The organism is Microcoleus sp. AT8-A3 (assembly GCF_036705675.1).
GTDB lineage: Bacteria > Cyanobacteriota > Cyanobacteriia > Cyanobacteriales > Microcoleaceae > Microcoleus.
Genome location: NZ_JAUBVD010000009.1, coordinates 14,755 through 33,293, shown reverse-complemented (window position 1 = coordinate 33,293; position 18,539 = coordinate 14,755). Strand labels below are relative to the sequence as shown.

Annotated in this window: 20 protein-coding genes; 10 read left to right on the top strand and 10 right to left on the bottom strand. The window is 46.1% G+C overall.

The annotated features are described in order from the left end of the window. From QUB51_RS07465 to QUB51_RS07440, 6 genes are all read left to right on the top strand, one after another. On the top strand, positions 1-750 hold a 750-nt coding region (locus tag QUB51_RS07465), incomplete at its 5' end, for a calcium-binding protein (RefSeq protein ID WP_333260455.1). Between the two features lie 310 nt (positions 751-1,060). Beyond that, positions 1,061-1,234 (top strand): hypothetical protein, encoded by a 174-nt coding sequence (locus QUB51_RS07460; RefSeq protein WP_333058015.1) that lies wholly within the window; start codon positions 1,061-1,063, stop codon positions 1,232-1,234. Between the two features lie 259 nt (positions 1,235-1,493). Beyond that, a complete protein-coding gene (locus tag QUB51_RS07455) occupies positions 1,494-2,459 on the top strand; it encodes a threo-3-hydroxy-L-aspartate ammonia-lyase (protein WP_333260452.1) in 966 nt (321 codons plus the stop codon). Positions 2,460-2,791: 332 nt separating this feature from the next. Further along, on the top strand, positions 2,792-3,097 hold the full coding sequence (locus tag QUB51_RS07450; protein ID WP_190735614.1) for a small RNA NsiR4-regulated ssr1528 family protein: 306 nt from the start codon (positions 2,792-2,794) through the stop codon (positions 3,095-3,097). 160 nt (positions 3,098-3,257) lie between these two features. Further along, positions 3,258-3,527 (top strand): type II toxin-antitoxin system Phd/YefM family antitoxin, encoded by a 270-nt coding sequence (locus QUB51_RS07445; protein ID WP_333211817.1) that lies wholly within the window; start codon positions 3,258-3,260, stop codon positions 3,525-3,527. After that, the gene (locus QUB51_RS07440) at positions 3,514-3,792 is read left to right on the top strand and encodes a type II toxin-antitoxin system RelE/ParE family toxin (protein ID WP_333211818.1); all 279 of its coding nucleotides are present in this window, start codon (positions 3,514-3,516) and stop codon (positions 3,790-3,792) included. Before QUB51_RS07445 ends, QUB51_RS07440 begins: the two co-directional genes overlap by 14 nt. Positions 3,793-3,843: 51 nt before the next feature. On the opposite strand, the gene QUB51_RS07435 is transcribed toward QUB51_RS07440, so the two are convergent. The 6 genes from QUB51_RS07435 to deoC all read right to left on the bottom strand — a co-directional run bounded on the left by QUB51_RS07435 (position 3,844) and on the right by deoC (position 10,314). Next, positions 3,844-4,755 (bottom strand): NAD(P)H-dependent glycerol-3-phosphate dehydrogenase, encoded by a 912-nt coding sequence (locus QUB51_RS07435; protein ID WP_333058013.1) that lies wholly within the window; start codon positions 4,753-4,755, stop codon positions 3,844-3,846. 111 nt (positions 4,756-4,866) lie between these two features. Next, on the bottom strand, positions 4,867-5,295 hold the full coding sequence (locus QUB51_RS07430) for an NUDIX hydrolase (protein ID WP_333058012.1): 429 nt from the start codon (positions 5,293-5,295) through the stop codon (positions 4,867-4,869). A gap of 90 nt (positions 5,296-5,385) precedes the next feature. Next, on the bottom strand, positions 5,386-6,612 hold the full coding sequence (locus tag QUB51_RS07425) for a glycosyltransferase family 4 protein (protein WP_333058011.1): 1,227 nt from the start codon (positions 6,610-6,612) through the stop codon (positions 5,386-5,388). 26 nt (positions 6,613-6,638) lie between these two features. Next, positions 6,639-8,210 (bottom strand): MFS transporter, encoded by a 1,572-nt coding sequence (locus QUB51_RS07420; RefSeq protein WP_333058010.1) that lies wholly within the window; start codon positions 8,208-8,210, stop codon positions 6,639-6,641. A gap of 231 nt (positions 8,211-8,441) precedes the next feature. Then, complete coding sequence (recO, locus tag QUB51_RS07415) at positions 8,442-9,317, bottom strand: DNA repair protein RecO (RefSeq protein ID WP_333058009.1); 876 nt, start codon at positions 9,315-9,317, stop codon at positions 8,442-8,444. 316 nt (positions 9,318-9,633) lie between these two features. Continuing rightward, complete coding sequence (gene deoC / locus QUB51_RS07410) at positions 9,634-10,314, bottom strand: deoxyribose-phosphate aldolase (protein ID WP_333211823.1); 681 nt, start codon at positions 10,312-10,314, stop codon at positions 9,634-9,636. Positions 10,315-10,660: 346 nt separating this feature from the next. Here deoC and QUB51_RS07405 point away from each other — a divergent pair, with 346 nt between their 5' ends. The 3 genes from QUB51_RS07405 to QUB51_RS07395 all read left to right on the top strand — a co-directional run bounded on the left by QUB51_RS07405 (position 10,661) and on the right by QUB51_RS07395 (position 13,909). Beyond that, positions 10,661-11,023, top strand: a complete 363-nt coding sequence (locus tag QUB51_RS07405; protein ID WP_333058007.1) for a hypothetical protein — start codon at positions 10,661-10,663, stop codon at positions 11,021-11,023. Between the two features lie 351 nt (positions 11,024-11,374). Next, a complete protein-coding gene (locus QUB51_RS07400) occupies positions 11,375-12,625 on the top strand; it encodes a transposase (protein ID WP_333058006.1) in 1,251 nt (416 codons plus the stop codon). Positions 12,626-12,886: 261 nt separating this feature from the next. After that, complete coding sequence (locus QUB51_RS07395) at positions 12,887-13,909, top strand: tetratricopeptide repeat protein (protein ID WP_333058005.1); 1,023 nt, start codon at positions 12,887-12,889, stop codon at positions 13,907-13,909. Between the two features lie 91 nt (positions 13,910-14,000). Here the strand turns inward: QUB51_RS07395 and QUB51_RS07390 are convergent, their stop codons facing one another. The 4 genes from QUB51_RS07390 to QUB51_RS07375 all read right to left on the bottom strand — a co-directional run bounded on the left by QUB51_RS07390 (position 14,001) and on the right by QUB51_RS07375 (position 17,197). Further along, positions 14,001-14,747 carry a hypothetical protein gene (locus tag QUB51_RS07390; RefSeq protein ID WP_333058004.1) on the bottom strand — a complete coding sequence of 249 codons (747 nt, stop codon included), beginning with the start codon at positions 14,745-14,747 and terminating at the stop codon, positions 14,001-14,003. A gap of 259 nt (positions 14,748-15,006) precedes the next feature. Next, positions 15,007-15,183, bottom strand: a complete 177-nt coding sequence (locus tag QUB51_RS07385; RefSeq protein WP_333058003.1) for a hypothetical protein — start codon at positions 15,181-15,183, stop codon at positions 15,007-15,009. A 313-nt stretch (positions 15,184-15,496) separates the two neighbouring features. After that, positions 15,497-16,219: a pyridoxine 5'-phosphate synthase gene (locus tag QUB51_RS07380; RefSeq protein ID WP_333058002.1), complete on the bottom strand. Its 723-nt coding sequence runs from the start codon at positions 16,217-16,219 to the stop codon at positions 15,497-15,499. Between the two features lie 192 nt (positions 16,220-16,411). Continuing rightward, on the bottom strand, positions 16,412-17,197 hold the full coding sequence (locus QUB51_RS07375; RefSeq protein ID WP_333260447.1) for a nucleotidyltransferase domain-containing protein: 786 nt from the start codon (positions 17,195-17,197) through the stop codon (positions 16,412-16,414). Positions 17,198-17,470: 273 nt separating this feature from the next. Here QUB51_RS07375 and QUB51_RS07370 point away from each other — a divergent pair, with 273 nt between their 5' ends. After that, complete coding sequence (locus tag QUB51_RS07370) at positions 17,471-18,331, top strand: Tab2/Atab2 family RNA-binding protein (RefSeq protein ID WP_333211827.1); 861 nt, start codon at positions 17,471-17,473, stop codon at positions 18,329-18,331. The last annotated feature ends 208 nt before the right edge of the window (positions 18,332-18,539 follow it).

Sequence of the window (18,539 nt, the reverse complement as noted above, 5' to 3'; positions counted from 1 at the left end):
AATCTGGGAACGGCGGACTTTGTATTTACAGGTACGATCGCATCTCCTGCTGGTACTACTACCAACTCAGGTAGCGTTGTGGATTTAATCACTAATCCCGGTACTTTCCCGACAAGCGGAGTTAACAACTTCGGTTCTGGTGTTGGCGGTTACAACTTCACCACTCCTGTCTTATTTACAGGAAGTGCGACAGCTAATAACGTCACCGGCACTGAGTTTGCTGACATCTTGAACGGCGGATCGAGTGCTGATATTTTCGACGGCGGTGCAGGTAACGACAGTATCTCCGGCGATGCAGGTAACGACAGCATTTTCGGCGGCGCGGGTAGCGACAGTCTCTTCGGCGGCGAGGGGAATGACACTTTAATCGGTGGTGTGGGAACCAATGTTCTCAACGGCGGTGCTGGTGCGGATGTGTTTGTGTTCACCGGAACTACTGCTGACGGCGGGGATGTAATTACCAATTACAGCATTGCTGATGATGTAATTAATCTCGACAAAACTGGTTTTGCAGCGTTTACAACCGGAGGGACTTTGGCTTCGAGTTTCTACGCTTACAGCAGCACAGTTTCTGTAACTGCGCTCGAAGCAACTTTAACCGGCCCGTCCATCATGGCTATCTACGACGGTTTGTCTACTAAACTGTATTACGATAGCAACGGTTCTACGGTTGGCGGTAACAGTTTGTTTGCAACTGTCAATAATGTCGATTTAGGAATTTCCGGTAATACTGAATTGTTCTTGTTCTAAACGGCAAGAATCCTAATCGGGATATCGGTACGGTTAGGGACACAGCCATGCTGTGTCCCTACAAGATACGGGTAAGGACACAGCCATGCTGTGTCCTTTTTTTTGGTAATTGTTAAACAATTTAGCTGCTCTTTTTTGGGTAGGGAAATGGCATTGCTGTGTTCTTTTTTCCGTTGTTGTCGATGGTTGGAGTCGATCGCACTCGCGAGGGCAATTTCACCATCCAATCCGGTTTATTTTACCCGTTATATCCATTCCGGTTGATTAAACCGCAGAGGACACAGAGGATACAGAGAAAGGGGAGAGAGAGATGAATAATTCCGATGCCAATGGATTTGATATTACCGAAAATCAGGACACTCCGCCGTGCCGTTTCTCTACAATTAATCCGGCGGTGGTTAAATTTGTATTCACATGGACGCACTTCGACAAAGAAACCGGGTTTTTTACCTCATCTTCGAGTGCGAACGAAGTATTTTCGTAAAAAAACCAGGTTTCTGGGCCCCATGCGTCACTCCTAATTGATTAACCCCTCTCCTGTGCAAGTACAAACGTCCCTTTAATTGTTGATAGTAAATTGTCATAACTTTGATTTGAGTCCACAGCTTTTTTAACCATTAAGCGCCACAGCTAATGATAATTATTCATAAGCTGATGATAAAAATTTATAGTTTAATGGTAAGAGTGAAGCGGGCAATGCCCACCCTACAAATAGAGTCCTCGATCGCCCTAATCTAAAATCTATGAGTGCCCAAAATCCCTTGTCAGTCTGTTTCGCGGATGTGAAGGCGGCGGCAAATCGCTTGCAGGGCAAGGCTTTCAAGACGCCGGTGCTGACTTCGGAAACTTTCAACAAACGCACAAATTCTCAGGTATTTTTCAAGTGCGAAAACTTTCAGCGCACGGGTTCGTTTAAATTTCGGGGTGCTTGCAATGCTTTGATGCAGCTATCTGAAGCCGAAAAACGGCGGGGAGTGCTGACTTTTTCTTCGGGAAATCACGCGCAGGCGATCGCCCTTGCGGCCCAGTTGTTACAGATTCCTGCTACTGTTGTCATGCCGACAGATGCGCCAAAAGTCAAGCAAGAAGCGACTCGCGGCTACGGTGCAGAGATTATTTTGTACGATCGCACTCAAGTTTCCCGCGAAGAGTTAGCCGCTAAAATTGCCGCAGAACGACACTTGACAATTATTCCTCCTTATGATCATGCGTGGGTGATTGCGGGACAAGGTACGGCGGCGCTGGAATTAATCGCAGAAGTTGGGGAGTTGGATTTGCTGCTGGTTTGCTGTGGGGGCGGGGGTTTGCTGTCGGGATGTGCGATCGCGACAAAAACTTTGTCTCCGCAGTGTAAAGTAATAGGAGTGGAACCGGAGCAAGCAGACGATGCGGCGCGATCGTTCCGCACGAAAACGCTACAAACTGTTATTAACCCGGATACGATTGCTGACGGTGCGCGCACACCATCTTTGGGGAAATTAACCTTTCCTTTGGTGCTGCATTATGTTGATGATATGGCAACAGTTTCAGAAGAGGCAATTCGCAGCACAATGTTTTTTATGTGGGAACGCATGAAGATAGTTGTGGAACCGACGGGAGTGTTAGCGGCGGCGGCTTTGCTTTCAGGTGTTGTGCCGGCTGAAAATGCGAGGATTGGCGTGATTGTGAGCGGCGGAAATGTGGATTTGAAGGAAGTCAATCGATTTTAGATTTTAGATTTTAGATTTTAGATTTTAGATTTTAGATTTTAGGCGTTGCTGAATACAGGTAAGCTGTTCTCCATTTAAATTGTGTGTCAAAAATCACTCAAATTATTGTGGGATGGGCACGCGAGTCCGTCCCGAATATGCAATTTAAACGCGCAACAGCTTATGAATGGAAAATTTCGGAATTACTATAAGCCAACTATCGTGAGTTATGTAACTTCCCATAAAACTTTATTCATACCGTGAATCAGCAACGCCAGATTTTAGATTGAATAATTTATGTAGCAGCTTCTCTGATAAAATGCTGGCACAGCAAACTTTGATAACACAGCACAATGTCTTCAGAAACAAACTCAGCGGCTCAATCTACAACTGGTGCAGATGCGATCGATGTTGCGATCGCCTCTGGAATCGACTTTGACGGTACTCCGATTCCGCAAGCAAAATTAGACCTCTACCAGCAAGTGATGGGATTAGAAGCCGGCAGACAGCGCAGCGGCGTGTCAAATACAATGCGATCGCGCATTGTCCGAATCGGTGTCAAACACATCGGACAAGAGGAACTCGATAAAATGCTGGTTGCGGCAAACTTTGCACCGCTGAAAGAGAAAGAAATCGCTTTTTATTACGGCGGTAAATAGATCGTATTTATCCCACATCTTGCACCATTCTCAATAAGCCTTTTATGAACAGGCAAGATGCCTGTTCCACAAGAAAATCAATTCTTTGTGGAACAGGCATCTTGCCTGTTGCTGCCGATTTTGCCTAAAATAGACATAACCCACGCTCATAACATCTGTCATGCAAAGTTACACCCTCGCAGAAGTATGTAATCCACAGGGGACAGTCTTTAACCGAGCTGCTGTGGAGCCAGTTTTACTCACAGATAAATCGCAGCCCAGCCACGTAATTATGTCCGCTGATGCCTATCAGCGCTTGATAGAGCGGCTGATGGAATTAGAAGATATGCTTTTAGGTTCATCAGCAAAATCTGCCCTGAGTCAGTCTCAAATGGTTGGTACTAAAACCTTTGTAGAAACACTAAAACAACTGGCCAATGGCGAAACTTGATGGTTTACAAACAGTTCTCGACTTTCTCAAGGGTTTGCCACCTAAAATAGCGGCTCAAATTGCTAAAAAAGTGTTAGCGCTGAATGTCGATCCTTTACCTAATGATAGCAAGCAATTAATCGGATATCCGGGTTATTATCGGGTAGATAGTGGCGAGTATCGGATTATTTACAGCTTTAATTCCGAAGAAGATTTGGTAGAAATTATTCTAGTTGGTAAGCGTAACGATGATGAAGTGTACAAAAAATTAGAGCGCCTTTTTTAAGAAACTCATTCTCAGTGATGCTGCTTTAAATATCTGGTAATTATTTTGATATTACTCCGGTTTTAAAGTGCGTTCCATCAGTGATAAAACAGCGTGTTCAGGAGTAATTTCACCATTTAATAAGCGATAAACTTGACGAGAAACAGGCACTTCTATGCCGCGTTGATTGGCCAAATCAATCAACACATTAGTAGTATTGACTCCCTCAGCAGTGCTCTGCAATTCCTGCAAAATTTGCTCTAAAGATTTGCCTTCAGCTAATCCGAAACCAACCCGATAATTGCGTGATAAAGGACTGTTGCAAGTAGCGAGCAAATCTCCCAAACCAGACAAACCGTAAAAAGTTTCTGCGCGAGATCCCAAACGAACTCCCACCCGAATCATTTCCGGCAAAGCGCGAGTCAGCAAAGCAGATTTAGCATTAGTTCCTAATTGTAAACCGTCGCAAACACCAGCGGCGATCGCAAATACATTTTTCAAAGTTCCACCTAACTCAGTTCCCAGCGGGTCTTCATTCACATAAACCCGAAAAATATCAGAACTGTAAATATTTTGCACTTGCTTGGCCGCCGCTAAATCCAAACTCGCCGCTACCGTTGCAGCCGGCAAGCCCTGCTGAATTTCCTCGGAAAGATTAGGGCCCGAAAGTACGACTATTGAATTGTTAGGAAAGGCATTTTGCCAAATTTGAGATGGAGTGCGGGTAGTCGCGGGGTCTAAACCTTTGGTGACGGTAACTATAATTGTACTGGGACTTAACTGTAAAGCCAAAAGTCGATCGACCGTTGCTCCAACTCCTTTCATCGAAACTGCCGAAACAACAACATCCGCACCTGTTATAACTGATTCTAGATTAACAGAACTGCTGCGCGACCACAAATTAACTCGATCGCCTTTTTTTCCTCCCAGATTGGCCAGTGCCGAACCCCAAGCACCTCCGCCTAATATTGTCAAGCTTGCCATAGAATTTAGTTTAATGAATTTAACCGCAGATTAACACAGATAAATCACCGATAAATCATAGCAATCAATCTGCGTTAATCCGCCTACATCTGTGGTTAACAAATCCTCAGCCTACAAACGCGGCCGCAATCCATAATGACGGTAACGCCAATAATCTCGTAAAATGCGATCGTGATCGAAACACAATTCACGAGGAATCTGCCAAGATTCAAAAATTTGTAAATTTTTAGCATCGTCGGCTGCTTGAGGTTCGCCCGTTGCCGAAGCCAAGAATACAATACTAATAGTGTGTTGGCGGGCGTCGCGATTTGGGTCAGAATAAACGTAAAATTGCTCAATTAATTCTACATTCAAACTCGTTTCTTCTAAAGCTTCGCGTTTTGCCGCTGTTTCTACCGCTTCCCCGTAATCGACAAAGCCGCCGGGAATTGCCCAGCCGTAGGGAATATTGCGGCGTTCGATGAGTATGATCGGGCGATGGGGGCGATCGGCTAATTCGATGATAATATCAACTGTAGGAGCGGGATTTCGATAAGTCATATGCGAAGGAAGAAGGAAGGCACGACACGGATTTTGACACGAATACACGGATTAATTTCAACGGGTTCGGAGTTCCTTCTTCCTGCTGAATTATGCTAAACCGCGAATTAGTACGCGCTGCCTTTGCAAAACCTCTGAGTACAGCTTTTCCAACTCAGTAATATTCTGACTGAGAGTGTATCGCTCCATCGCCCGTTGGCGTGCTTTTTGACCAAGCAGCATTCCCAACTCAGGATGATCGCAAAACAGCGGCAGCAAGGTTTGCAACTGACTCCGTACCCGCTGAGTGTTCAAAACTATCCCCGCGCCTTCCTCCAAAGCCTCGCCGTCAGCACCGGCATCCGTTGCCAAACAAGCTAAACCGCAGGCCATCGCTTCCAGCAACGACAGCGACAGTCCCTCCACTAAAGAAGGCAAAATAAATACGTCTGCCCCCCGGAGGATTTCGATGCGGCGTTCCTCCTCGGCGACAAATCCGAGCCACACAATGCCATCATCTTCGCCGTAAAACAGTTGCAGCGAGGCGGCTAGGGGCCCGTCGCCTACGATCGCCAATACGTTCCCAGGGCCAAAATTACAGTGTTTCCACGCCTTGAGCAAAGCCTCGACATTTTTCTCCTGGGCAATGCGGCCTTGGTAAACAAAAATTCGATCGGCTTTTAATTCCGACTTCAACCCCGAAGGCCCTGGAGAATATTTAATGGCATCCACGCCGTTGGGAATCACGGCTACCCGTTCCTGTGGCACTCCCAACTTCACCAATATATCCCGCTGAATCTGAGAAAAAACGATCGTCGAGTCGTAGTTCGCCAAAAATGGAGCGTACAGTTGATACATCAGGTGTTGGGTTCCCGATGTCAAATTCCGCAATTTGCGATCGAACGGCGGGTGAAAAGTCGCCACCAAAGGCAAATTCAATTCTTGACAAATTTCCGGCAGCAGAAAGTCTAAAGGCGAAAGCGTCAGGGAAGCGTGAACAACATCTGGTTTCAGCCGCCGCAGAGATTTCATCAGCACTGTGCGGGACTTGAGAGTGGGAATCGTATAAATTTGCGATTTGTAGTGACAGGGTAAAGAGACTTCGTTGCAACTGGCGGATGAGAGCGAAGTGGTATATGAGGTTTGAGTAATTCCCTTTCCCCATGAACCATTTGCCATACTCCACCCCGTATTGTTCCTGTCCAGTGAGTCCGCCTCTTGGGCAAAGTGCAGAAAACTAACCTGGTATCCCCGGTCTAATAGTGCGTTGGTGACTTCCCTGGAGTAAGTGACGTTACCGCAAAAAGGTGATTTTTTTCCTAGCCAAGCGATGTGCATTCCAGTAAATCAGAGTTTGTTATTTTTTAGATTCGATCGACTTTGCTATTACTGCTACGGAAAATATACCAGGTTAAGACACCCCCAGCCATCGCTAATCCTGCTAAAGCCAAAAATACTGTTGGCAAACCCAGAAATGTTTCTGCTACCCCGGCCAAAGCCAACGGTAAACTCAAAGCGATATTAGTGGCATTGTTTTGCAGCCCGAAGACTTTTCCCCGCATTTCTTCTGGGGTTTCTGCTTGAATTGTAGTCTGCATCGGCACTCCCACCAATGAGGCAAATAAACCCAACAGGGTAATGAACAGCACCGACAGCCACAAATGGTCTGTAAACGCAGAAAGGGCCATCAGAGCAAGTGCCATCCCAATCGAGCCGATTAAACTCAGTTGGGAGTGAGAAAATTTGTGGCCGAGATAGCCGACTGTCGTCGCCCCAGCAGCCATGCCGACGCCCACCGCCGCCAGCAAAAAGCCAAATTGTGATGCTTTCATACCGGGGAGGATTTCTGCCAGCCGAACTGCTAGAACTGCCAAGGCTGCAAAAATGGAAAATAGAATAATTAGTTGAATTAAAGCATTGCGGACTTTGGGTTGATCGTTGATGTAACGCAGGCCATCTCGCAAATCTGCTAAGGGGTGGGGCGGTTCGTGTTCGACTTCGTTTTTTTCGCCTGTTTGCATCGACAGCAAGAGCACTCCGGCGAAGGCGTAACTTCCGCCTACTACTAATTCTTTGCCGATGCCGAGTCCGCCGCCGAGGTTGGAAAATAGGGTGTCGGCTAAAGCTAGTAAGGGTTCTCCGACTGCGAAGCCAATAATCACCGAACCCATCATGGTTGTGGTGTAGAGGGAGTTGGCTGATAGCAGGTGGCGGCGTTCCACAATTAGGGGAATCACTGACTGTTCTGCTGGCGCGAAAAATTGAGTTAAAGTCGAGACTAGGAATGTCACTAACAGCAGCAAGCAGAATCCGAGCGGCAGTTGACCGAGTTCCCACCCGTCAGACAGCCACAGCAGCACGGGCAATGTTAAAACAAAGGCTCCCCGCAGCAGGTTTGTGGCGACTAGCACTGCTTTTTTCGACCACCTATCGACATACACGCCTGCGGCGGCCCCGAACAGCACTGCGGGTATGGTAAAGGCGATCATGATTGCTGATACCCACCTGCTGATGGTTTGATCTGGCGCTTGAAAGCGGCTGGCTACGAGGGCGATCGTCAGTACGAGATAAACTTTATCTGCTAGTTGGGAAAAAACTTGCCCACTCCACAATGCTAGAAAATTTGGGTTTTTGAGCACTGGCAGAAATCCCGTTTGTTTTTCGGGAATTTCGGCTACTGCTTCGGAGAGTTCTGCTGCTGACTCTGGTGTGGGAACCGGGGGGATTGCTTCGGGCTGTGGGCTATTGCCGTTGTTCCAGTCTGGTGCTGGAGTTGTGGGGTATTTATCCATTTCTGGGTCTGGGACGTTGCTCCATTGTCGATCGGCCAAGACCGGCTCGGAGCTAAAATCGGGAAAATTTTCTCGTTCTTCCATTTTGTGGTGGGTCACAGCTAACACAGATATTCTCAAATCAGAATCAGACAGTCGCATCATAGGATTTGGGGTGGATGGCCTGGGATGGTGGAGGTTGGAGGGATTGGAATTTGAAATTGAGGTGTTAACCCCTAAGTTTATTAATAATCTCGTAACTTTATCTATATCTATTATCTGATGTCGCAACAACCTTGAAAATTTACCTGAAATTGCCGGCAGGTTCGGGTATCCGGCAGGCTGGGGGTGCGATGTACGATCGCCCCTTCACCTATTTAAGTCAACACTCAAAATTTAAAACTCAAAACTCTCTAGGTAGGTGTCGATCGAGCTTCCCGATCGAATCGTGCAACCTAAATGATACTGGGCATATTGTCGCAAAATATTTTCGACAGATATCCAAGTTGTTCGATCGGCAATCCCCTCTCCTAGTTCTGGACTAGCCAACTGTTGCAGCGCTGCTAATTCCTTAGCATTAATCTCGAAATTTGTCAAGTGTTTGCTGTCATTCGTTTGCCGGGAACGGGAGGCGGATTTGTACAAGCTACCGGTTTCTGAAGAGAGTTCTGCCTCTAGGTTAGCTAGCTCGGACAGGCTGAAGGTTCCCCCAGAGGGTATACTAAACCCGGTTTGCCAGTTCGGATCGGTGAAATTTGGGATGAGCGGCCCTCTGGTGGCGCAGCAGACTTGGACTTGGGGGGCGAGGCCTGCTAAGGCTAGCAGGTGAAAAATGCCGTGGGTGAGGTGAGCAATCAGCACGGCGGCAGATTGGATTTCTGTGCGATCGGACAAACGCTCCAAACGGCTCAAATGTTCGCCCAGCAACCAAAACAGGTCTTCTTGGGGCTCATCGGAAAGGGCGCTGGCGATCGCCAATTCCGCCAGATATTGCGACGCTGCGAGTTTTCCGAGGTTGCGGCTCAAACCCGGATGGGATTCTACGGTGTTGGCTTGGGTAATTTTGTCGAGCGATCGGCCTTTGGCAATTAGCAATTCGTTGACGACAAATAATTCGCTTCGGCCGCCAATGGTCGATCGTTGTTTGCGAACACCGGGTGCTACGGCTCGAATTAAGCCGAATTCCCGCGTTAAAATTGTCAGCAGTCGATCGGATTCGCCGATCGGCGCACTCTTAAGATTGATTCCAGTTGCTTTGTAAGTTCGAGTCACTCGATTTTAGATTTTAGATTTTAGATTTTAGATTTACAAGGACAGTAGCAAAAACAGTCCGCGACGCAGAACTTTTATTAGATACTCGTTACCAGGCTCTGCCTGGTAACGCAGATCCGGAGGCTCTGCCTCCTAATCCCAGCCGAGGCAGAGCCTCTAAATATGGGTTCCCAGGCAGAGCCTTGGAACCAGTTAAATTAGCCATTGCTAATAACTAATAACTAATAACTAATGACTAATGACTAATGAATTCCCCATTAGCCATTACCAATTAGCCATTGCTAATAACTAATAACTAATGACTAATGACTAATGACTAATGACTTTTATCTAAATTATCGCGCTGGCGCATTAATTCCGGGCCGCGAGAAGTCCCCAAACGAGTGGCCCCAGCTATTACCAAATCTAAAGCTTGTTCGTGAGTACGAATTCCGCCGGCAGCTTTAATCCCAATCCGTCCCTTCGTAACTTCTTTCAGCAGTCGCACATCGTCAACTTTCGCCGGGCCAAAAAAGCCAGTGTTGGTTTTGATGTAGGCGGCGCCGGCTTCCATGCAAATCTCAGCCGCTAATTGTTTTTCGGCATCGGAAAGGAGGGAACTTTCGATAATTGCTTTAATGGTGAGATTAGTTTCTTCGCAAATTTGGGCTAATTCCCGGTGGAATTCGTCGATTCTTCCAGCTTTCAACAATCCTAAGTTAACAGAGACATCTAACTCTACGGCTCCATTATCTGCTGCTTCTAGAGCTTCGTAAACTTTCACCGTTGAAGTCGAAGCACCGGTGGGAAAACCTATAACTGTACAGACTTTGGGACGTTTGCCGTGCAGCAGCTCAACTGCTTGTCTGACGTAGGCGGGATACACGCAAACTGTGACAAAGCCAAATCTCTCTGCTTGTTGGCAACAGTGTTCTACTTGCTCTGGCGTGGCGGTGGGGTCGATCAGGCCGTAGTCGATCAAGGGGGCAATATCGATGTCTGCCTGGTTTGCAGCCATTGCTGTTTTTTCTCCGAAGTAACTACTTTATTAAGTATGTATCGAATTTACCAATCTAAAATCTAAAATCTAAAATCTAAAATCGATCGACTTTACTTTGACCCCGATCGAGCATAAATACTCAATTTGCTGCTCGCAAAAACTCTTGTGGGAATTGGTTTGCCAATTTATGTCAAAAAATTATTTTGGTATCTGCCTTTAGATACATTTTTGATCTTTCTTTAGGTATACTTTGTTAAAAGGAGTTGCGGTAGAGCCTGCGTCAGCTACGCTAGGGCAGAGCCTGGTAGCGGCTACTGTTTTTACTCTGAGTAGTGCTTTAAAAACATAAAAGCCAGTGCCAAGCATGAATCATTTAGAACTCGAACAAGAAATTGGGAAGATGGCTAGAGCGATGATGACTCGCAATAGTTTAATTGGTAAGGATTTGATTGCGGATCTCAGAGGGCGGCTGTCTGTTGACAGTGTAGCTGCTTTGATGATTGTCAGTATTGAGCGTTTGATTTGGTATGACTGCGAGTCCGTAATCTGGAGTTTGAGTTATTTGATTCCTGCTGACGTGATGGAAGAAATTCGCCGGATTACTGCGCTGGTTGTTTGCCAGCGGTTGATGGGCAAGGGTTTTCTGCTGGGGAAAGATTTTAGTATTGATGCAACAGGCCAGTTGATGTTGAGTGAGAATGCTAAAACAGCGGTTGTGATTGCTTGAATTGGGCAACCAGAAGTAGAAGCTATTAGCACTAGGAGATTTGCAGTTAGACTTGGGGCGCCCTAGAACTTTTTGTGTAACTGCAAACCTAATTCGGGATGCGGTGGTAAGAGTTGCGCGATTCACCAAAAAATTGGGTCTGAAGCCCCGTCCTTTTAGGACGGCTTTCCCTTAACCTTGAGGCTCCTGATTAATTCTCTCTAAGTACATCAGTTTTAGTTCTAGCTACAGCTTTGCAATGTTCTTCAATAATTGCAAATTCAGATTCCTGAATCCGAAAAAATAAACGTTTATTCAGGAAATTTTTCGAGTTTTTGCTGTAGGATTATATGACAACAAAGAGGATGACTCATGTTGGGCTGTCAACAAAATTTCATTCGAGTTGATTCAGATATTCAAGCTATTATTGAATACCTGTGTTCTGAATCTGCAAAACTTTCTAATTGTGGGACTTACTATTCCCGCCAGCTATACTTTAAAACTGGTAAAATCCCAAACCGTGCTCAGTTGCACAAAGTTTTGGGGACGGAAAACCGAAACCGACACTATCAAGCGTTCTACTCTGATACTGCTCAACAAATTCTGACGGGCGTAGCAGAGTCTTTTAAGTCATTTATGGGATTACTAAAGGCTTTTAAAAATGGCGTAATTACGGAACGTCCGAAGCTACCGAAATATCGTCAAGGCGGAATGGCACTTGTGACATTTACGGGTAGGTCGGTAAAACTCAACGACGGAATGTTGAGATTCCCTTTGGGTAGCAAGGTTAAAGCGTGGTTCGGTCTAGATGCGTTTTTCCTTCCGATGCCTTCTAATCTTGATTTCAAAGCGATTCGGGAATATCGCATACTTCCCCGGAACGGCTGTTTCTACCTAGAGTTTGTCTACACAACGACCAATGTCCAGGCAGATATAGACCCTGCTAAGTGCTTAATGATCGACCACGGCGTAGATAACTGGTTAACTTGCGTGAGCAATGTCGGTACAAGTTTTATCGTCGATGGCAAGCTTTTAAAGTCGCTTAACCAGGGATACAACAGACGAGTTGCATTTCTCATGAAGGGAAAAGTTAATGGCTATTGGTCTAAAAGGCTTGCCAGCTTGACCGAAAGACGGAATCGTCAGATGCGAGATGCCGTTAACAAGGCAGCAAGGAAGGTAATTAAGCACTGCTTAAAAAATCGGATAGGAACGGTTGTATTCGGTTGGAATAAGGGACAAAAAAATTCTGCCAACATGGGAAGCAAAACTAATCAAAAGTTTGTGCAAATCCCTACGGGAAGACTGAAAGATAGAATTGCTCAACTCTGTGAGCAGTATGGCTTGAGGTTCGTTGAAACGGAAGAATCTTATTCGTCAAAAGCTTCTTTTGTCGATCGTGATTTGCTACCTACTTTCGGCGAAAAACCCGAAGGGTGGCTTCCAATTGGCACGCGGATTAAACGTGGTTTGTACCGAACGGCGCAAGGCTGGCTAATTAATGCAGATTGCAATGCTTGTGGCAACATTGGTAGAAAAGTAGCGGTGATGCTTGGACTTGATCTAAGCGGAATCAGTAGAGGCGAGTTGTCAGCGCCTTTAAGACTTAAATTATGGTCTTAAGAATCCCCATGCCTTCAGGCTGGGGAGTGTCAAGCAGAGTTAAAATTCGCAGCAGCTCTAAAAAACGATGAGTGCGGTTAGCTAAAAGAGCTTTTTACGAGAGGAAAATAGTTAGTTTCGACCGCAAATTGTTGAGGTTGTTACGGGTACTGTGTACGGGCGATCGCCCTGTATCAAATTTTTCATATTTTTAGTGGAATTACAGTTTTATTCCAGGTATGGTTTCATGTAGAATCATCCCTAAGATAGATACAAAATATTATGAACTTAATTCAAAACTTGGAAGCGGCTTGGTATTACCATCTGGGATCGCGCCACCTCGAAGCTAAGGATGATCATGGTGCTCTGGCGAACTTTAACAGAGCTTTGAAGTTGCAATCAGATCATTATAAGGCTTGGTTCGGCCGAGGTATGGCTTTGGGGAATTTAGAACGGCACTTAGAGGCGCTGAAGAGTTTTGATGAGGCTTTGGCGGTGCAGCCGAATGCGAGCTTTGGCTGGCACAACCGGGCTATTGCTTTAGGAAAGTTGGGCGAGTGGTTGGAGGCTCTCAATAGTTTTGACCGGGCTCTGGAGTTCAGTCCGTGCGCGGCGAGTATTTGGCACAACCGAGGACTGACGCTGATCGAGATGGGGCTGTACGAGAAGGCGGTTCTGAGTTTCGATCGCTCTTTAAATTTGTATCCGGAGGCTGCTTGGGCATGGTACAACCGAGGTAATGCCCTGTTGGAACTCAAGCTTTACTATCAGGCGCTCAACAGTTTTGACCGGGCGATCGAGTTTAAGCCTGACGATGCGAAGGCTTGGTACAATCGCGGTATAGCTGCAAACTCTATGGGACTTTACAAACAAGCAGTAGCTAGTTTTAGCCGATCGATCGCTCTACAACCGGGCAGAGCCGAAGCTGTGGGCGAACGGAGAGTTGCTTTGGAGAAATTAGTAGGTTTAAATCAGAGAAATTCCAAGTTTACTCCCACATCTGAGCGTCCCTTGGAAGATTATTTAATTTGGTACAACCGGGGTGTGGAATTGGCGCGAAAAGGCTGCTACTCTGAGGCGATTGCTTGCTACGAAACAGTCTTAGAAATAACTCCTGATTTTGCTAATGCTTTTTACAATAAAGCTTGCTGTTATGCGCTACTGGGATTTGCTGATTTGGCCCTTGACAATTTGCAGCGGGCTGTTGAGTTTATCCCTAATTTGTACCGAGAGCTAGCTTTAGCTGACCCGGATTTAAGCTGCATTTGGAAACAAGAACGTTTTGAAGCGCTGATCCAAGGTTGATTTTACACAAAAAACAGCTCGCCAATGGGGCGAGCTGTTTTTTTGGGCGGCGCAAATTCGATCGCCCTCAAGAGTATTTGTGCAATCTTTGCTATTGCACAGAAACTCGGATTGAGGGCTTGACCGGCCTCTTGGCAACTACGATCACCCGGTAAGTGCCGGATTCCGGTAGTTGAGCAAAAGTTTGACCTTCGCCTTGATCCAAGAGTTGTCCCGACGGAGATTCGATCGCCAGATCGAGATTTTTGGTACTAGCTGTCACCCTAATTGTCTGTCCCTGTTTGCCTTGAACGGTGATAGGCTGGATTTGGTAGCCGGACATTTTGAGTTTGACTGTGGCTTGTGTTTCCTTGAATGCTATGGGAATTGCGCGATCGGGCCGATAAGTCCACTTGGCGCTAAAGTCGCGTCCGATTACGAAGCTGGTGGTTTCACCTTTCGGGGTAACTCGCACGCGATAGATGCCTGACTCTGGCAACTGGCCAATCCACTGATTATCTCCTTTTTCAATAACCCCCATATTTTCACCATTGGGACTGTACAGTTCGGCTGTTAGTTGTCCTGCCCACAGCGAGAGAGTGAGTTCTCGCCCTTTGATGCCTTCAAAAATATAGGTGGTGGGTTGGTTGATGGTTTCTCGGAGTTCCGAGGTTGACATTCGCTTGATCGGTTCGAGGTTTGAAACTGATTCAGAAGTAACGGGTTTGTTAAGGGTTTCTGTAATTTCCGAGGCAGCCATCAGCTCGCTCGGTGCAATTTTGGGGGCTACTGGGCTGGCAAATACTGATTTTGCCGTCATCATGAGTAGCATTCCAGTCAGTAAAATTATTTTTTTCATGTCGCACTTCCGAGGGGGGGGTAAGGAGTTGTATATGGTTACTTGTGTTTGCCTGTTTTCACCGGATTAAATCTGGCGATCGCACAGAGGCTACAGCAGCATATAGGATACAAGTAAATATCCCGTACTTGCACAAAACCTGCTGGTAGCAAATTGGCAGTGCGGGAGCTAAGTAGTAGCCTCAATTTGTCGAGACATTTCAATGATACTACCTACGCATAATATCATCAGAGAATATTACTAATTTAGTCGAGGAAAATTAAAGCTTTTTCCGAGGTTCTTGCTCAAGAAATGCCCACACCCAAAAAACGCCGTCTCTGGGATTCTGGCTCTGCCTTGCTACTGGAAAACGGCTAGCACCAGCAGGGGGTGACAACCCTAGTGTTACTTCATTGTTGACAATTCCCGCATCCAGGATACCCGCCACGTGATTCATCCGTCCAGAAATAAAAAACCTGTATCCGATGAAACTTGCCGAACGTATTTATCCGTGGTCAATGCTTCAATGCTTCAATTCTAAAATCTAAAATCTAAAATCTAAAATCTAAAATCTAAAATCTAAAATTGATTGACGATCGCTTAATTATCTAGGGCGCTGCGAACCCCACCTTAGCATATTTCTAGCGTATTAAACCATTTTTTGCGTAAATTTTGATACTGTATCTTGGTAGAGCGGATTGAGTTATTATTTCTGACAAAAACCAGTTAATCACTACCAAATCCGCCCTACCACACGAGGTTAAATTGTACTACGAACCTGCCAGGATTTGCAGATAAGCTTGTACTGTGTTGGACAACCCCATTTCTAGCGCTTCCGCAATTAAAGCATGACCAATTGATACTTCTAGTATATCAGGAATAGAGCAAAATTTAGCTAAGTTTTGCAAATTTAAATCATGTCCGGCATTCACCCCTAAACCGGCTGATTGAGCCGCTTTAGCTGCTAAGACATATTGTTGAAAAACAAAGTCTACTCTACCTTCGCGAAAAGCAGTTGCGTAGGGTTCCGTGTACAGTTCTACTCTGTCTGCTCCAACTTCTTTTGCTAGCGGCATGAGAGCAGCATCTGCGTCCATAAACAAGCTGACTCTGATGCCGTTGTCTTTTAATTTTTCAATGATTGGTAAGAGCCGATCGCGATTTTCGGGAATATTCCAACCGCTATCCGATGTTAGCACGTCTGGAGCGTCCGGCACCAAGGTACACTGAGCCGGTTTTACGTCGCAAACTATATCCATAAATGGCGGCTGAAACGGATTTCCTTCGATGTTGAACTCAACGGTTAGCATTTTAGCTAATTCGTAAACATCGGTGGCTTTGATATGCCTTTCGTCGGGGCGGGGATGGACTGTAACGCCATGAGCTCCGGCAGCAATTACTGTTTTTGCGGCTTCGGTAACGCTGGGGATACCGATGTTTCGAGAGTTTCTGAGGAGGGCGATTCTGTTGATGTTGACGCTGAGTTTTGTCATGGGATGTTAATCTTTAAAGTTGATCTCACATCTTGCATCTTTCTCAATAACGGGCTCTCCGGCCCGTTCCACAAAGAGTAGATTTTCCTGTGGAACAGGCCGAAAAGCCTGTTCAAAAAAGGAGTATTGACAATGGTGCAAGATATAAGTTGATAATACTATATTAATCGCTTTCGGTACTAAATTTTGAGCCTATTGCGGTAGTGTCAGGGCATTGTCAGAGGAAAAATTAGCTTGTGCAAGCGGTAAACTTTCTGCAAAAAAAGCCTCAGCTATTTGCTGTTTTACTGCCAAATCTTCAAGGTTGGCAATGCAGAAAAGCGGTGTGACGCGATCGACTATTGGGCGCGGAAAATCTCTGCTAAAATATTTTAGTTCAAAGTCGTATCTGTGGGGACGGTAAATCATGCCCAACAGTTCGACTAATGGTAGAAGCGTCCAGTTGTGATAGTTGCCGATCGCATCTACTAAATGTTCGCGATAAATCTCTTTTTTAACCAGAGGTTGCAGCAAATTAAAACGGATTTTAAGGTCGTTTAATCTCGACTGCATTGTAGATAAATGTTTGCTTTTATCGACAGGATGCGGTACAATTAGATTAGCTTTGTCAAAGGCGATCGGCACTTTCCCGTGTCTCTCTATTTCCAGGAAATCGTTGCGGCGGCTGCGCCGGAAAACGGCGAAATCAATTAGCAAAAACGGCGGGGTTTCTTTCAGCCGCCAGAAGCACTGCGACTGACCGTGCCAAGCGGGTTCGGGAACTCGATATTTGAGTTCGATTTCGGCAATTTCTGCGAGGGCTTTTTCAACAATCTCAAATGCTTCTTCCACGCAGTCATCTTCAACCACAACCGCAATATCGAGGTCTGACCACTCGTCGGTGTATCCGTGGGCTGCTGAACCTCCTTGCCATAAACCGAGAACAAAATCTAAAGGTTGTAAGGTAGAAACAATCTTTTCGAGAATGATTTGTCTCATGGAATCAAGCTATACTGTTTGTTTTCCCTGGCTTGCACAAGTTTAACAAACGATCGCGTGTTGAGATTGCTCCGCGACAGTTCTCCGAAGAGTTGCTAATGCTTCCGGTTGTGCACTCCTGCCAAAAATTACACGGGAAGCTGCAAGGGAGAGTGGCAATCTTTGAGAAAGTGCGATCGCCCTTGAAAGTGAAAATCAGCCTTATATTGTCAGAATCAGAAACTTGCCCGCTGTCCGGTAACATGAGAAAGGATTAATTTTTAACAGCGCGGCATGGCTACTATTTGGGAACTCGACTTTTACAGCCGTCCAATCATAGACGAGCGAGAGAAAAAAAAATGGGAAGTGTTGATCTGCGAAAGCCCGCTGAATGTAGGCGACAAGGCCGAATCTCTGTTTCGCTACTCGCAATTCTGCTCCAGTTCTACCGTAAATTCCCTGTGGCTGGCGGGTGCTATTAAAGATGCGATCGCCGCAGCACCGAAACGCCCCGAAAAAATCCGCTTTTTCCGCCGCCAAATGGCGAACATGATTACTAAAGCCTGCGATGACTTGGACATTCCCGCCGCCTGCAGCCGCCGCACCCTCGCCCTCAGCCTGTGGCTGGAAGAACGGATGCAAGACGTTTATCCCGCCGAACCGGGCTATCAACCGGTTGTGAACCCCAGCGTTCAATTTGTACCCGAAACGCCAGTTGCGCTGCCGGATGCTTTAATCGGCGAAAAATGGGCGTTTGTGAGTTTGCCGATCGCAGCTTTTGACGAAATGTCCGAGTGGGATATCGGATTTGGCGAAGCTTTCGGACTGCCGATGACACGCCTCGCCCCAGAAACGCAAATTCCGGGACTAATTATCTACTCGTCGAGAGCAACAGCCCTGGCAGGTTGGATGTCGGGCTTGGAGTTGGCTTTCCTGAAATTTGAGAGCGGCCCACCCGCTAGGCTGGTATTAGATACGGGAGCTAACGATCGCTGGATTTTAGCGAGTGTCAGAGACGCAGCAACTGAGAGAGAAGCGAAAGGATTTGAAGCCGCGAAAAACCAAGCAAAAAAAGTACATTTCTTAGCAATTCAGTCGAATCCCGAATCGGAATCTTTTGCAGGATTTTGGCTGCTGCACGAACTAACTATTTAGTCATTAGTCATTAGTCATTAGTTATGAGTCATTAGTCATTAGTTATGAGTCAATATAGCTGTTAACTCTAGACTAATGACGGTAGATTATTAACTGATGACTAATGACCAATGACTGTAAAATCTGGTTATAGCCAATTACACCAGTTTTCCCAAAAGAATCTAAATGTAGACCCGTGCACCCAACCCATATCCAGTAAGTTATTGCC